The sequence below is a fragment of the Ruegeria sp. CE9 genome (assembly GCF_056537425.1).
In genome coordinates, this window is the sequence record NZ_JBQFRO010000004.1 from 215,468 (window position 1) to 228,853 (window position 13,386).

General features: G+C 55.5%; 13 protein-coding genes. 4 read left to right on the top strand and 9 right to left on the bottom strand.

Annotation, left to right across the window (positions count from 1 at the left end):
- Positions 1 to 12: 12 nt before the first annotated feature.
- The 7 genes from ACR0B3_RS10395 to ACR0B3_RS10425 form a co-directional block, all read right to left on the bottom strand.
- Positions 13 to 1,020 carry an ABC transporter permease gene (locus tag ACR0B3_RS10395; RefSeq protein WP_480808991.1) on the bottom strand — a complete coding sequence of 336 codons (1,008 nt, stop codon included), beginning with the start codon at positions 1,018 to 1,020 and terminating at the stop codon, positions 13 to 15.
- Positions 1,017 to 1,955, bottom strand: coding sequence for an ABC transporter permease (locus ACR0B3_RS10400; protein WP_480808992.1), 939 nt, complete (start codon positions 1,953 to 1,955; stop codon positions 1,017 to 1,019). Before ACR0B3_RS10400 ends, ACR0B3_RS10395 begins: the two co-directional genes overlap by 4 nt.
- Positions 1,952 to 3,436 carry a sugar ABC transporter ATP-binding protein gene (locus ACR0B3_RS10405; RefSeq protein ID WP_480808993.1) on the bottom strand — a complete coding sequence of 495 codons (1,485 nt, stop codon included), beginning with the start codon at positions 3,434 to 3,436 and terminating at the stop codon, positions 1,952 to 1,954. Before ACR0B3_RS10405 ends, ACR0B3_RS10400 begins: the two co-directional genes overlap by 4 nt.
- Positions 3,437 to 3,511: 75 nt before the next feature.
- Positions 3,512 to 4,540, bottom strand: a complete 1,029-nt coding sequence (locus tag ACR0B3_RS10410; protein ID WP_480808994.1) for an ABC transporter substrate-binding protein — start codon at positions 4,538 to 4,540, stop codon at positions 3,512 to 3,514.
- A gap of 53 nt (positions 4,541 to 4,593) precedes the next feature.
- Positions 4,594 to 5,508: a sugar phosphate isomerase/epimerase family protein gene (locus tag ACR0B3_RS10415; RefSeq protein WP_480808995.1), complete on the bottom strand. Its 915-nt coding sequence runs from the start codon at positions 5,506 to 5,508 to the stop codon at positions 4,594 to 4,596.
- Between the two features lie 10 nt (positions 5,509 to 5,518).
- A complete protein-coding gene (locus ACR0B3_RS10420) occupies positions 5,519 to 6,673 on the bottom strand; it encodes a Gfo/Idh/MocA family protein (protein ID WP_480808996.1) in 1,155 nt (384 codons plus the stop codon).
- 12 nt (positions 6,674 to 6,685) lie between these two features.
- A complete protein-coding gene (locus tag ACR0B3_RS10425) occupies positions 6,686 to 7,414 on the bottom strand; it encodes an SDR family NAD(P)-dependent oxidoreductase (RefSeq protein WP_480808997.1) in 729 nt (242 codons plus the stop codon).
- A 21-nt stretch (positions 7,415 to 7,435) separates the two neighbouring features.
- Here ACR0B3_RS10425 and ACR0B3_RS10430 point away from each other — a divergent pair, with 21 nt between their 5' ends.
- Complete coding sequence (locus ACR0B3_RS10430; RefSeq protein ID WP_480808998.1) at positions 7,436 to 8,644, top strand: LacI family DNA-binding transcriptional regulator; 1,209 nt, start codon at positions 7,436 to 7,438, stop codon at positions 8,642 to 8,644.
- Position 8,645: 1 nt separating this feature from the next.
- Here the strand turns inward: ACR0B3_RS10430 and ACR0B3_RS10435 are convergent, their stop codons facing one another.
- Together ACR0B3_RS10435 and ACR0B3_RS10440 are read right to left on the bottom strand one after the other, a co-directional pair.
- Entirely contained in the window at positions 8,646 to 9,425 is a 780-nt protein-coding gene (locus tag ACR0B3_RS10435; RefSeq protein WP_480808999.1) for an SDR family oxidoreductase, read from the bottom strand.
- Positions 9,422 to 10,459, bottom strand: coding sequence for a LacI family DNA-binding transcriptional regulator (locus tag ACR0B3_RS10440; RefSeq protein WP_480809000.1), 1,038 nt, complete (start codon positions 10,457 to 10,459; stop codon positions 9,422 to 9,424). Before ACR0B3_RS10440 ends, ACR0B3_RS10435 begins: the two co-directional genes overlap by 4 nt.
- A gap of 448 nt (positions 10,460 to 10,907) precedes the next feature.
- Here ACR0B3_RS10440 and ACR0B3_RS10445 point away from each other — a divergent pair, with 448 nt between their 5' ends.
- From ACR0B3_RS10445 to ACR0B3_RS10455, 3 genes are all read left to right on the top strand, one after another.
- On the top strand, positions 10,908 to 11,894 hold the full coding sequence (locus ACR0B3_RS10445) for a fatty acid desaturase family protein (RefSeq protein WP_480809001.1): 987 nt from the start codon (positions 10,908 to 10,910) through the stop codon (positions 11,892 to 11,894).
- A gap of 24 nt (positions 11,895 to 11,918) precedes the next feature.
- Complete coding sequence (locus ACR0B3_RS10450; RefSeq protein WP_480809002.1) at positions 11,919 to 12,227, top strand: MocE family 2Fe-2S type ferredoxin; 309 nt, start codon at positions 11,919 to 11,921, stop codon at positions 12,225 to 12,227.
- Between the two features lie 87 nt (positions 12,228 to 12,314).
- The gene (locus ACR0B3_RS10455) at positions 12,315 to 13,367 is read left to right on the top strand and encodes a hypothetical protein (protein ID WP_480809003.1); all 1,053 of its coding nucleotides are present in this window, start codon (positions 12,315 to 12,317) and stop codon (positions 13,365 to 13,367) included.
- Positions 13,368 to 13,386: the final 19 nt, after the last annotated feature.

Genomic DNA, 13,386 nt, shown 5'->3' on the forward strand with positions numbered 1-13,386 from the left:
CCCTCCTCCCTTTTACCGGTTTCCAGTGATCCTGACATAGATGGCAGTGACCGCCAAAATGATCAGGCCAAACAGCGCGGTTCTTGCGCCTTCGGGCATTTGCATCAACGTCAGCATTGTATCCAATACCCTGATAATCAACGCGCCCACGATGGCACCCGCAAAGCTTCCACGCCCTCCAAAAATCGAGGTTCCGCCGATCACCGCTGCGGCCACAGAGGGCAGCAAGAGCGGATTGGCAAGGCTAAGCGAAGTTTGCCGGATCATGCCAAGATACAGCAAACCGGCGACCGCCGCGATCACGCCCGAAAGCGCGTACAAAGCAAGGTACACTTGCCAGGATTTGACCCCCGACAGCTTGGCGGCATTTTCGTTCGAACCGAGCGCGAACAGCAACCTGCCAAATCCAGTGAACCGCATTAGCCAGAAGATGAACAAGGCGAAGGGAACGAACAGAAACAGGCCGTTGGGCATAGACATAGTGCGCCCGGTTCCAAGCCAGGCCAGAAAGGCTGGTATCTCGGACCCCGCGTTGATCACCATTCGCTGATACACCTGCAGACACCCGGTGGCGATTAGGCCAGTGCCCAAGGTCATGATCAACGGGTGCACCCGTACCAACCCGACGCCCAGGCCATTGACGATCCCAACGAGCAAACCGGATGCCAGAGCGATCAGCACCGCCGGGGCGACACCCCAAATCGAACTTAAGGTCGCACAGACGAAGGCCGCCACAGTCGCGACGATGCCTGCCGACAAGTCGATACCGGCAGTTAGCATGGTCAGCACCTGACAGGCTGACAGCATCGCCAGCGGGATCGCAAACTTGATCAGGTTACCGACCCAGAAGGTTGAGACCAGCCCATCGCGCCCGGCACGAAATGGGGTGACAATGCCGGGTCGCATGATCTCTAGAACAGCGATCAACAACACCAGAAAGGCGATCAGCGGGATCACAGGGTTATCCCGCAGATATCGGCCAATGCGCACCATGGACGGGTCGTTTGCAGCCATACTCATCGCCTTGCTCCTCGCATGGTTGCTGCTGTTCCAAGCAACACGACTGCCACCATGATCGTACCTTCGATGATTGTGGTGACATTGGGATCGACGGCCAGAAAGGTCAGGATCGTTCTGACGATCCGAAGAATGAAAACAGCGACGATTGGACCAAGCAAGCCACCACGTCCCCCGCCCAGAACAACGCCGCCCAAAACGACTGCCGCGACCGAGGCAAGAAGGTAGGGGCCTGGCACCGGCTCGCCGATCCCTGTCAAGGCGGCAAGGCTTAGCCCGCCGAAGGCACAGAATACTCCGCAGATCCCATAGGCCGCGATTTTCACGCGCCCGACGGATACGCCCGAGCGGAAGGCCGCAAGCTCATCTGATCCTGTGGCGTAGATCGAAATGCCCAGTTTGGATCGCCGCAAAGGAAGCCAGATCAGGGCGGTGCAAGCAATCATGATGGCCAGCGCACTCGGCAATCCGGGCACTATCCTGCCGCGAATGCTCTGCTGTACCCAATCGGTCGTCGATCCGCCTGGCGTCTCAAGGATCAACAGGGCGATCCCTTCCCAAACAAACAGCATGGCCAGTGTCACCACAATGTCAGGGACCCGCGTCAATACAATGAGAGCGCCATTTATCAGGCCCATGGCCAACCCGATACCCAGCACGATCACAATTGCCGGCAACCCGGACAGCCTCTCCATGAGCACTGCTGCAGAGACCGCACACACCGCCATCATAGACGCGACTGACAGGTCAATCCCACCGACGATAACAACAACGGCCATACCCGCCGTTGCAAAAGCAAAGGGCAATGCGGAGCGTGCGATGCTTTCAAGCCCGGATGCTCCAAAAGAAGGCTGTATGAGTTTAGTGATCGCCAAAAGAACGAGCAGCAGTGCAACCAAACCAATTAGCCACGCGTGTTTACGTAAAGCTTCAGTCACGCTGCACTCTCGTTCTCTGTTAGCCCATAGGCCGCGCGCAATAAGGTTTGTTCGTCAGCGTCTGTTGCTTCGATGACATCCACAACGCGGCCATTGAAAATGACCAATGCACGGTCGCAGGCTAGCGGAACCTCTTCCAATTCGGAGGTGTAGAACAGTACCGAGGCCCCGTTCTGGGCCAATTCGCGTACAAGCGGGTAGATCTGGCGCTTGGTGCGCACGTCGATTCCTCGGGTCGGGTCGAACAGTAAAAGCGTCTCGACGCCGGTGGCAAGCCATCTGCCGATGGTCACTTTTTGCTGGTTACCCCCAGACAAACGCTGCACCTCGCCCTGCGCACGCGTGTCGATCTGCAACTTTTCGATGGCATAATCGACCCGCTCACGCTCGCGCCGCAGATTTAGTTGACCCCAATTCCGCAGCCGCGCTGAAAACGGCAGGGCAATGTTCTCGCGTACCGAACGTTGCGCCAGCAATGCTTCGGCCCGATCACCCGGCACAAAGGTCAGCCCGGCGGCAATTGCATCGGCGGGATGCCGAAATTCTGCGGGCGATCCGTTGACTTTGATCTCACCCGAAGTCGGCGGCAGAAATCCGGCCAGACATTCGAAGAGCTCGTCCTGGCCCTGCCCCTCAAGCGCCACAACACCAAGAACTTCGCCGGGATACAACTGGAACGAGATGTTTGAAACTTTCGGCGCTATCGCCAGCTTCTTCGCGGACAGACGCGGGCGTTCTTTTGCGATGGAGTGTGCCGCCCTGTCTTCACGGTCGCCCAGGTCCAGCTTTTGTCCAAGCATAAGCTCAACTGCTTTTTCTTCGACGCCGGGCTCAATCATTAGGTCACCAACGGTCATCCCGTCACGTAAAACCGAGGCGCGGTCGCAAAGCTCTGAGATTTCGCTGAACCGATGCGAGACATAGATGACGCCCATGCCTTTGTTCGCTTGCTCGCGCACGACTTTGAGAACCCGCTCGACAAGATCGGTGGGCAGAGCGGCCGTCATCTCGTCCAGTAAAACCACGTCGGGCTTGGACGCCAGAGCGCGCGCGAGATCAAGAATACGCAGCGTGGCCAGCGGGAGGTCGGCGATCATGTCCGAAAGGTTCAGCTCGCCAATTCCAAGTTCGCTGACCCAATGCCTGAACGGCTCAGTCGGTGTATTTGTAAGGCGAAGATTGTCGGCCACATCCAGATCGGGGATCAGCGAGGGTTCCTGATACACTGGCACAAGACCCGATTTTCGCGCCTCTCCCGGGCTTCCGACCCGCGCCACTTGCCCCCGGATCAGCACCTGACCGCTATCTGGCTTTAAGGCACCAGTGATGATTTTCACGAAGGTGGATTTGCCAGCCCCGTTTGCCCCCATCAAAGCGACAACCTCGCCTTCTGAGACGCGAAGACTGGCTTTAGTCAATGCACGGACGGCGCCGAAACTTTTGGCAATACCCGAAGCATCGAGGAGGATTGTCACTGTCATCGGCACGCATTATTCCACATTAGCCGTTCCCCGCCCGAATTGGGCAGGGAGACGTTTTACAGGTTTCACAATGGCTTAGCTGTCGCCTGGACCTTTGCAGTCGATGATCTGTTCCATTGAATAGTCAGTCCAACCTGGCACCGTGACCGAGACGGGCCATTCAGGATCAAGGTTCGGGTTCTGGGCGGCGGTAATCGTTGCGACACCGTCATCGGTGGCGTTTTCCCAAAGCACCGGGTCCACCAGAACGGTTTTATCGCCAGGTGCGTTGCCATTCAGAATGTCGACTGCCAAGGCAATACCAGCCCCGCCTACGGATCCCGGATTGGTTACCGCAGCCCCCTGCAAACCATCGACTTCGGTCAAATATTGCACAAATCCGGCATTATCCGCACCGACGATGGGCACCAACGGCGCGCCGGATTCCACGAAAGCATCCACAATGACGTTATCTATGCCGCTGGTCCAAACACCATCGAACGGAATACCCGTCGCCAGAAAGTCAAACATCTGCTGCTTGCCCTGATCTTGCTGCCAGCCTGTGAAAACTTCGTGAACCACATTGATGCCGTCATATTCGGCCAAGGCGCGCTTGAATCCGTTATCGCGGTCGGTATCGGCGGACACACCGGCAATACCGCGCATATAGACTACATCGCCGGAACCGCCCAGCTGCTCGAACAACCATTTGGCACCAAGATAGGCGTATTCTTCCTGATTGTTGGATAGAATGTAAGCTCCGTCCGCGGTCACGCCTGCGTCAACGGCAACGACCACGATGCCCTTTTCCATCGCCGCATCTAATGCGGAATTCAGCGCATCCGGGTTTGACGGGTTCAAAACGATGGCGTCCACACCGGCTTCGATCAGGTTGTTGATATCTTCCAGCTGCCCCGCTGAATCGGTATTGCGGTGAGCGACGATCAGATTTGAAACATCCGCTTCGACCAGAGCCTGCGCGCGCATCGCGCAGATCATCTGTTCGCGCCATCCATTCCCCTGAACGGTGTTGGACACGCCGATCGTGTAATCAGCGGCAAACGCCGCCGGAGTAAACGCCGCAGCAACAGCTATCGCCGCCGCACCTGTGAGTAGCTTTTTCATGTTAGTACCTCCCATTTGAACAGTCTTTGCTATGTTCCAAGCCTTTCGACCTTCTACTTGATGAACGGTTGCAGCACGTCGCGCGCCAGCAGAAATCCGCGCTTTACCTTTTCGTCGGTTCCTTCAAACAGCCTGTCTTCGTGTTCGATGATGATTGGGCCGTCATAGCCAGCGCGATAAAGGCCTGAGAAGAAATCAGACCAATCAACATCGCCCAACCCGCACAGGCGTGGCACCTGCCAGCCCATGCCCGCCGACATAATCCCGTGTTCATAAAGCCCATCGCGATCTACCATCAGATCTTTCGCATGGACATGTGCTATGTGCGGGCCGAACTCCTTGATGAACCGGGTTTGATCGATGAACTGCCAGATCAGATGGGACGGGTCAAAATTCATCCCGACGTCATGCTCCCATTGATCAAAAATCCTGCGCCAGATTTTTGGGGAGTAGGCTATGTTGTGTCCCCCAGGCCATTCATCATAGCTGAAGATCATCGGGCAGTTTTCAAAGCACAACCGAACACCCTGCCCACGGGCATGATCTACGACCGGAGATAAGATGTCTGTCGCACGCGCCCAGTTTTCGTCGATGTTCAACGTCCGGTCGCCACCAACGAAAGTGTTGACAATGGAAAGACCCATCGCCCCTGCGGCCGTGATCACTTTCTTGAGGTGCTCGATCACCTCATCCCTGTGCGATGCATCCGCGTGCAGCGGGTTAGGATAGTAACCCAGACCTGAAATCTCGATGCCCTTGTCGTGTAATTCGTCAACGATGTCTTTTCCCTGCACCGCTGTCAGACCGTCGACATTGATGTGGCTGGTCCCTGCATAGCGCCGCTTTTCACCACCCGCATACGGCCAGCATGCAATCTCAAGAGCTGAGAATCCGTTGTGAGCAGCCCAACTGGCAACCTCGGTCAGTTCGGTATCCTCAAATGGCGCAGTTAACAGCCCAAGTTTCATCGCAAACCCCCTACACCTCGTCCAATTCGACCCAGCGGCTTTCGCGGGCAGATTTCACAACCGCATCGCAGAACCGCATTTCATAGTGACCATCTTCAAAGCTGGCCCAAGTGCTGTCAGGACCGCGATGTCCGGCGCAAATATCGGTGTAGACGGCGCGAAAGAAATTCAGAAAGCTGTCGGCGAACCCTTCGACATGACCGGGTGGCAAGGTCGCCGCCCGTGTCCCGGTGGGGTTCATGAGGGTGAAATCGCGCATCAGCACCTGATTGGCGGCGTCACGATGACCGACAAACAGGTGATCTGGCGTTTCGCTATCCCATGCAGCACTTGCTTTGCTTCCAGCAACATCCCAGACAAGCGAATTTTTACGCCCTACGTTGATCTGAGATGTGGTCATCACCCCTTTCGCCCCGCCTTCGTAGCGTAGCATGATGGCGGCGGCATCATCAGTATCTACAGCGACCGGCTCGGTCGTTCCTTCTGCGCTTGAAAACGTCTCGACCGGACCCTTGGGGCGCTGCCGCGTAGGCAGGAAAGTCGTGAGATCGGCAAAAACGGACTTGGCCTTCAGCCCGGTGACAAAGCTGGTCAGATCCACCCAATGGGTTCCAATATCCCCAACTGAACGCAAGGTGCCACCGATCTCGGATTGTAGACGCCAGTTCCAATCGGTTGGCTTCGCGAGCCAATCTTGGTGGTAGCGACCTGTGACAAACAGGATGTCTCCCAGCTCTCCCTGCTGAACCATACCGTGAGCCTGCTGGTTCAGAGGATAGAACCGGATGTTGTAGCACACAGCGCATACCTTGCCTGACGCCTTTGACATCTCGACCATTTCAGCCGATTCCGTGCTGGTCATGGCCAGGGGCTTCTCGCAAATTACATGCTTGCCTGCCTTAAGGATCGCCATGACCTGCGGGTAATGCGCATGGTTCGGAGATGTCACATGCACGACGTCGATACTGTCATCCTCCAACATGTCCTCCAATGTCGGATAGGCTTTGGTTACGCCGATTTCACCGGCGCGCTTTGATCCACGCTCGGCGGATGAACCAAGAACGCCGACCACCTGGACACCCAAACGACGCAATGCCTGAATGTGTACCGTCCCAATGAATCCGGTTCCGATGACTGCGGCGCGGATTTGTGTGAAATCAGTCATGTGAAACCACCCTCAAACAACCGAATATCCTCCGTCTACGGGGATACAGACACCTGTGACAAAAGCGGCCGCATCAGAGGCCAGAAAGAGAGCCGCGCCCACAATGTCATCAGGCACCCCCCACCGCGCCATGGGTGTTCGGGTTTCGATCGCCTTTGTGAATTCCGGGTCCTGTCTGGCCCGGGCGGATTGCTCGGTGATGACGAAGCCCGGAGCGATTGCATTGACGCGTATACCTTCCGAAGCCCATGCAGCAGCCAGAGACTTGGTCAGTTGCGCCACCCCAGCCTTGGACGACCCGTAAGCCGGGTTTTGCGGTGAGCCAAAGAAAGCATACATGGATGCGATATTGATCACGCGGCCACGACGCGATGACAAGGCTGAGTGCAAAGCCTGAGCGCAACGCATTGTCCCTGCAAGGTTCACATCCAGAACGTGACTGAAAAAACTCGGCTCCATCTCCTCGCCACGCCGCGTGATGGATGCGCAATTCACCAGAACGTCCAATTCGTCACGCTCCTGACCAAAGGCCTGAACCGCTTGGGTGTCGACAATATCGAGCTGTGTGTATGGAAATCGCGCCGCATCTTCGGGCAGGCAGCTTTCCTCGACGCCGGTAATCTCAACCTCGGCTCCTGCGTCTTGGAACGCGCGCGAGATTGCTGCCCCGATACCACCACGACTTGCACCAATCACGGTGACCTTTGCGCCGGAATAGTCAAACTGAGCGGCAGCCGTCAAACCTTTTCCCCCGTCGTCAATGTGCAATTCGCAGCGATTGCAGCATCAATCACCACACTCCCCAGATTGCAGCAGAAACAAGCTGCAAACGATTACATTTTGAAAAATTCATCCTTTTCACGAAATGAAATCGATTACATAATCGACAACACCAGAGATTCGAGTCAACTAAAATCTCATTCTGCGACCAGGGACATGATTCAGAAAGCAGCAACCATTCAGGACGTCGCCCGAGAGGCTCGCGTATCCACGGCCACGGTCAGCCGGGTTTTGTCCAGCCCCGATCTTGTCAAAAAATCCACGAAAGAGGCTGTTTTACAGGCCATCCAAAGTACCGGCTACAGGGTCAATCAAGCGGCTAGAAACCTAAGAATGCAGCGGGCGAATGCCGTTCTTGTCCTGGTCCCGAATCTTGGCAAGCCTTTCTATTCCGGCATCCTTGCAGGCATCAGCGAGGCTTTTTCAGGCACGGGCTATGCTGTGTTGATCACCGATACCGAAAGCAACCCCATCCAAGATTCAGCATTGGCCGAATATTTCCTTGATGGGCGCATTGATGGTGCTATCTCGTTGGATGGTCAGCTTTCCAATGCCGTGCTGAGCACATGCATCCAAGCCGGGGCGAAAGATCGGATTGTCTTTTTGTGTGAATGGGTTGAAGATCATTCCTTTCCTGTCATCAAAAGCGACAATGTCGAAGGCGCGCGCTTGGCCATTCGCCACCTATACGATCTAGGACACCGAAAAGTCGCCCATGTCACTGGGCCGCAGGGCAATGTTCTAACAGCTGCGCGTCGCGAAGGAATGGTATCGGAACGCACTCGCCTCGGGCTGCCGGCTCCACCCGAATGGATCATCCGCGGTGATTTTTCCCTCGAATCCGGCTTTGAGGCCGCAACGAAGATTTTGGCTATGCAAAGCCGGCCCACGGCTGTTTTTTGTTCGGCTGATATGGTGGCCTTTGGTTTGATCTCTGGATTGCAGGCTGGCGGTGTGCGTGTTCCTGAAGATATCTCTGTTGTCGGATTCGACGATATCGAGATGTCGGAATATTACGTACCCGCTCTGACAACCATCCGGCAGGATAGGCATCTGTTAGGCCAACGCGCAGCAAAACTGTTGCTCGACCGCCTGTCTTCGGGGCTGAGCACGCATGAGTCAGAAGCACCAATACCAGTCGAACTCATCAAGCGCGCCAGCACGGCAGCGCCCAAGCCAAGCAATAATTAGGCTATCGCGGCGCCCCCACGACCGCCTGTTCAAGGTCGATGTTTGCGCCCGTCATAGGAAATGATGCGGGGCTCAATAGAAAGACAGCCAAACGCGCCGCTTCCTCTGGCATCAACAGGCGCCCCAGCGGACGGCTCTGCCCTGCCCTTTCCGCCCAATCCTTTCCCTGCCTCAGTGACTTGGTCTGAGTTTCATGTTCTGACTCCGTTAGGACCCAGCCCAAGTTGATACCGTTTACCCGAATGCCATCGTATAAATGTGCATTGGCAGCATTCCTGGTCAGAGTTTGCAGCGCACCTTTTGAAGCAGCGTAGACCGCCAAGTCAGGTTCGCCACAATGGGCATTCATTGACTGGATGTTCACGATCCCACCACTCGCACCACGCGCTTTCATATCTCGAATTGCTTCGCTCATCAGCAGAAATGGCGCGCGGGTGTTGGTCGAGAAAATCTTGTCAAAGTCTTCAGCACTCCCATCAATGAACCCAGCCCTGGTCGTGATACCTGCGGCATTCACCAACCCGTCGATCCGCCCAAATGCCTTTCGTGCGGCGGATGCGATGTCGGCACACGCGTCAACCTCGGCCAGATCCACAACAACGGCTTCAACACACGCAACGCCAGACAATTCCTGTGCAAGTTTTTGCAGTCCGGCACCATCTTTGTCACTTATTACAATCTCACGAACCCCTTGTCGGGAAGCTTCTTGAGCGATTGCCCGACCGATGCCCTTGGCCGCCCCGGTGACGACAACAGACATATTTTCCAGTTGCTCATTCACACGGACACCCGACCAACAGGTATATTCTCTCTCAGGATAATTCTTGGCTCGACATGTTCCATCGGCAATTGAACTGGACCCGATGCTATTGCGCCCAACAGTCTTATAACCGCTTGTTCACCGATAAGATGAGCGTTCTGGTCAATTACCGCATGGATCAAACCATCAGCAAGCCATCGCCGCGATTCCTCAGTCAAATCATGCGTTACGACAAAGGGCCTTTCTGGTTGAGGCACCTCTTCAAGCGCTTGCACCAGCCCTTTCCGACCGGCGCCCACGCAATATACACCGACCAGATTGGCAGTCGTCCGACGCAAACGGGTCAGCTCCCGCTTCAATCGCTCTCCCTTTTCACCGGTTTCGACCGAGGGCAACGCATGTAGGTTCGGGGCGTAAGTGGGCAGACATGATCGAAATCCAGCCTCGCGTTCGCTGTGACCGTGATAGGCAGGGCTCCCGAAAAAGATTGCCACCTCACCTGCCCTACCCCCGGCGAACATGCCAAGGATCTGAGCGGCTGTCCGCCCGGCCACCAAGTTGTCGACGCCAACATAGCCCGATCTGGGGGTTGCCAGCACATCCGAGGCCAGCGTGACCACGCAAATCCCAGATTCACAGACCCGGCGCAAAGCATCACGACTTCGCGGATCGTCGGTTGCCACTACGCCAAGCCCATCTGTGTCGGGTGGAAGGCCATCCAGCGCCTCCATCAACGCATCAGGGCCTATGCCTTTGACGGCCAAGACGGTGCAACGCGCGACCAAGGGCTGCGTTTCGGAGAACCGCATTATCGCATCTGCGAGATCTTGCAGGAAAGCATTCCCGGCTGAGGGGATCAAAAAAGTCAGGCGCGCTGGTCGCGAGGGTAATGCGAGCAAACCCTCGGACGGTAGATATCCTAAAAGCCGCGCAGCGCGCATAACGCGTTGCCGGTTGGCCGCGCTGACCCCTTTGCGCCCGTTCAGGGCCCGGTCAACCGTTGCCGTAGAAACCCCCGCCCGTTCAGATATATCTGCGATTGTGGCGCGCACCATGCGTTTGAGAATCCCATTTCTGTGAGGCCATAAATTCCCATCTTACACGGAAACGGAAATTCGTCTTGATCCTTACACGTCAGATTACATCGGTAATCAGGACTGGGCGCCAAAAGTTGGTCTGAAATAGCTCGCGACAATCGTGATCGGTGACCCAATTTGATGTAATCTGATGGAGGTTGGGCTTGATGCTTTGGCACAGGTTTTCAAAACTGGTTGTCTGTACGCCAGCCGCTATCGTTGGCTCTTTAGAGCTAACAGACTTGGGAGAACCCTGAAATCCATTGAGCCTGTACATATGACTGATATCCAACAACCAGTTTCGAGGCAGGTCGCGAACCGGGACTATGCGCTAACGGGTGCAACTGGCAAAAAAGCCCAAGAAATCGGGCTTGCAGCGGCAGAGTGGTACCACAGCGAACTCCCTCGCAAAACGATGAAGTCCCTTATGAAACGCCGCGATGCCCCGGCCTTGCGCGACACGGCAATTTGGCTTTTGCTTCATTTCGTGTTCGCCGCAGGCGGCATATATTTTTGGGGAAGCTGGCTCTCGCTTCCGTTTTGGCTGGCATATGGGGTGGTCTATGGCTCTGCCTGCGACAGTCGCTGGCACGAGTGCGGTCATGGAACCGCTTTTCGGACACGCTGGATGAATGACGTTGTGTACCACATCGCCTCATTCCAGATTATGCGAAACCCAGTGAACTGGCGCTGGAGCCACGCACGTCATCACACTGACACGTTGATCGTTGGCCGTGATCCGGAAATCGCATGGATGCATCCAATCAATTTGATGCTGAAGGCAATCGCTTTTGTCGGCATTTATGACACTTGGCAATCGCTCGGGGTCTTATTTCGCAATGCGTTGGGCCATCTATCACCGGACGAAATGGATTACATCCCCAAGTCCGAATGGCCAAAGGTCGTCTTTTGGGCCCGGGTTCACATGCTTGTCTACGCAGTTGTCTCAGTCGTTTCGGGAACCATGTTCGCAAGCGGCATGGGATGGCGATCAACGATCCCAATCTTGTTGATCGGAGGCCCCAGAATTTACGGCTGCTGGCATTTTGTCATGACCGGATTGCTTCAACACGGTGGTCTGCCCGAGGATGTCATCGACCACCGGTTAAATTCCCGCACGGTCTATATGAACCCCATCAGCCGCTGGCTGTACTGGAACATGAACTACCACGTTGAACACCACATGTTTCCGATGGTGCCATATTATGCGCTTCCCGCCTTGCACGAGGAAATCAAGGATGATCTGCCTGCTGCAAATGCCTCAATCTGGGAGGGTTACAAAGAGATGATGGGCGCAGTGATGCGGCAGCGTGCGGACCCGAGTTATACACTGGTCAGAACGCTCCCCACGACCGCGCGACCATACAAAGCCCATCTTCATGCGCATGTGCCGGATCGGAGCGGTGAGGATTAGAAATTCCATAGGCTGGAGGGACCAATGCCTTGGATCGAAGCAATAGCCGTCGATGATGTTGAGGAAGAAGATGTTATTCGTTGGGACCATGCCAACAAGACCTACGCGATTGTCCGCAGCGCCGATGAGGAGTTCTTTTGTACCGATGGGTTGTGTACGCACGAGCAGGTTCACTTGGCCGATGGTCTTGTGATGGACAATGAGATCGAATGCCCAAGGCACAATGGGATATTCGATTATCGGTCAGGTGAAGCTTTACGTGCCCCCGCCTGTGAAAAGCTGGGAACTTACCCAACCAAGATCGAAAACGGTAAGGTTATGATCCTTGTCTGACACGGCCATGAACAGATATGCGGTAAAAGCGATTGTGCCGGGCAGCACCAAGAAAGTTACATCTAATTCGGATGGAAACCCCTTGTGATGATAGACTTATTTACGAACAAAATCCGACTGTCCTTCGATCCCGAAATCGGCATGATCAATAGCTTTACCGTGACGGATGGCGAAGCCGAAATTTCTCCGCTGCATCGCGCCACTTGGGTCGGATCAGACGAAGCTCTGCCAGAAGGTTTAGCGCCGCATTTGTACAAACTCGGGGGTGATTTTTTCTGTGCCCCATTTGGGCAGGAAAAAGATGGGGCTCCGTTGCACGGGTGGCCTGCCAACGCGCCCTGGTCAGTCACGGATTCATCCAGCGATCGACTTTCGGCCCGACTGGAGCATCGAGTGAATGACGCTGAGGTGATCAAAGAGCTATGGCTTTCCCCAGGTCATCCCTTTGTCTATCAGGAACACAGTTTCATAGGCGGCGCCGGATCAGTTCCCGTGGCAAACCATGCGAATATCTCACTGCCAAACGGGGGGTTAATCCGCACGTCTTCTAAATCCTGCTGGATGACGCCTCCGACACCGCAGGAATCCGATCCGAAACGCGGAAGATCAGGCTTGATCTACCCCGCATATAGTGAGGACCCAACTCAGTTCCCGGCGATTGATGGCAGCGCAGATTTGACACGCTATCCTTGGTTTCCACAACACGAAGACTTTGTGGTCGGAATAGATGCACCAGGCCAAGAACTGGGATGGACGGCAGTAACCCGACCGGTTGAGGGCGACGTGTTCATCTCACTGAAACATTCAACTTCGCTCCCGATGACGATGCTGTGGCATTCAAATGGCGGGCGGGATTTCCCGCCCTGGTCGGGCCGCCATTACGGATGCCTGGGAATCGAGGAAGGGTCTGCTGAACATATCTTAGGCCCGGATCGCGATGTATCGCTTGGTGGACCGGGTGCCTTGGCTCTTTCCGATAGCACAACAAGAATTGTCAAACATGCGATTGGCGCCATCGCCTGGCCCTCGGGGTCTGCCATCCGATCGCTCGACCTTATCGGGGATCAAGTGGAAGTGGTCGGAGAATGCGGAACCAGAAAACGCGTTGGGTTTCACCCAGGATTCTTCAACGCTTCATAACGCCTTAGCATCGATAAGC

Bases quoted from the DNA above. Each gene is read 5' to 3' on its own strand.
- ACR0B3_RS10395 (WP_480808991.1), bottom strand. From the start codon at position 1,020: ATGAGTATGGCTGCAAACGACCCGTCCATGGTGCGCATTGGCCGATAT.
- ACR0B3_RS10405 (WP_480808993.1), bottom strand. From the start codon at position 3,436: ATGACAGTGACAATCCTCCTCGATGCTTCGGGTATTGCCAAAAGTTTC.
- ACR0B3_RS10410 (WP_480808994.1), bottom strand. From the start codon at position 4,540: ATGAAAAAGCTACTCACAGGTGCGGCGGCGATAGCTGTTGCTGCGGCG.
- ACR0B3_RS10415 (WP_480808995.1), bottom strand. From the start codon at position 5,508: ATGAAACTTGGGCTGTTAACTGCGCCATTTGAGGATACCGAACTGACC.
- ACR0B3_RS10420 (WP_480808996.1), bottom strand. From the start codon at position 6,673: ATGACTGATTTCACACAAATCCGCGCCGCAGTCATCGGAACCGGATTC.
- ACR0B3_RS10440 (WP_480809000.1), bottom strand. From the start codon at position 10,459: ATGGTGCGCGCCACAATCGCAGATATATCTGAACGGGCGGGGGTTTCT.
- ACR0B3_RS10445 (WP_480809001.1), top strand. From the start codon at position 10,908: ATGAAACGCCGCGATGCCCCGGCCTTGCGCGACACGGCAATTTGGCTT.
- ACR0B3_RS10450 (WP_480809002.1), top strand. From the start codon at position 11,919: ATGCCTTGGATCGAAGCAATAGCCGTCGATGATGTTGAGGAAGAAGAT.
- ACR0B3_RS10455 (WP_480809003.1), top strand. From the start codon at position 12,315: ATGATAGACTTATTTACGAACAAAATCCGACTGTCCTTCGATCCCGAA.